Source organism: Vibrio sp. 10N.261.52.C2, assembly GCF_041471425.1.
In the GTDB taxonomy this organism is placed as follows: domain Bacteria; phylum Pseudomonadota; class Gammaproteobacteria; order Enterobacterales; family Vibrionaceae; genus Vibrio; species Vibrio crassostreae_C.
This window is the reverse complement of sequence record NZ_JBFROH010000104.1, coordinates 1-1,415: the sequence shown is the minus strand read 5'-3', so window position 1 is coordinate 1,415 and position 1,415 is coordinate 1. Positions and strand designations below refer to the sequence as shown.

At 41.8% G+C, this 1,415-nt stretch carries 1 protein-coding gene; it reads left to right on the top strand.

Annotation, left to right across the window (positions count from 1 at the left end):
* Window positions 1–93 precede the first annotated feature (93 nt).
* Window positions 94–1,401, top strand: coding sequence for an IS4 family transposase (locus tag AB4307_RS21900; RefSeq protein WP_372133537.1), 1,308 nt, complete (start codon window positions 94–96; stop codon window positions 1,399–1,401).
* Window positions 1,402–1,415 lie beyond the last annotated feature (14 nt).

Here is a 1,415-nt window from a genome sequence, read left to right as displayed (position 1 = left end):
GGTAATGCCGATCAGTTAAAGCCAAAGCGATCGGTTGAAGGATCCTTCAGAGCTGTCAAAATCCAAGTGTATTTAATGCACTTGGATTTTTTTATGGATGTTTCTCAAGCTCTAAACATAATTAATGATTGGAAACCTAGCAGCGTTGAGACTTTGTCTGACTTGCTTCCAATTGAACTCATCGACGAAGCCTATTCTCTTACTGATACTGTCACGATGAGAAAGAGGAAATTAACTTTAGAATCCATGGTGTGGCTGCTTGTTGGAATGGCTATCTATAACAGTAAATCCATGAAAGATTTAGTGAACCAACTTGATATTGTCGACCGTACAGGTAAAGCTTTTGTCGCACCGAGTGCGTTAACTCAACGTCGAAAGACGTTGGGTGAAGACGCAATTAAAGCGGTCTTTGAGCGAATGACTACGTCATGGTTAAACAGTGCAAAGTTACCCCAATGGAATGGATTAACGCTGCTTGGCGTCGATGGCGTTGTTTGGCGAACGCCCGATAACCCGCAAAATGAAAAGGCATTTTCTCGACAAAAAGGGACGCAATATCCGCAAGTGAGAATGGTCTGCCAAATGGAACTAAGCAGTCACATTATTACGGCCAGTGCATTTGATAATTACAATACAAACGAAATGATATTAGCTGAAAAACTAATAGAAACAACACCAAACCATAGCGTAACAATGTTCGATAAGGGGTTCTATTCTTTAGGTTTATTACATAAATGGCAAGACTCTGGCTCAGAGCGCCATTGGCTTATCCCCCTCAAGAAAAATACACAATATGACATTGTTCAATCTTTAGGGCGAAATGACAAACTTGTTCAATTACACAGTAATCCAAGAGCTAGAAAGCTATGGCCTGATTTACCAAAGTCGATAACCGCTCGACTTGTCACTCGTAAAATTAAAGGAAAAGACTACCAAGTATTAACCTCCATGACGGACTCCCTGCGTTACCCATCAAAAGATATTGCAGGCCTTTATGAGCATCGTTGGGAAATAGAGCTGGGCTACCGAGAGCAAAAACAATACATGCTTGGAAACCGTCTTACGCTGCGAAGTCGTTTACCAGAGCTGGTCAAGCAGGAGTTATGGGGCATCTTGCTTACTTACAATTTAATCCGATATCAGATGGTCGAGCTCTGCTTCAATTTAAAGGGAAATTACCTTCCTTATCAACTGAGTTTTAACGGCACGTTAGCTCATGTATCAGCGTTACTTTTAGGCTTACCTTATTCAACACCAGGCGCAATACCTCGTCAGCTAAAGGGGTTCCACAACATGGCTGAAAGCTTAATACTTGAAGGGCGAAGGGAAAGGACATTCCCTAGAAGAGTTAAACCCAGACCACAACGGTATGCTAAGAACAAAAATGCCGTTCACTCTTAAGTGAACGGCATTAC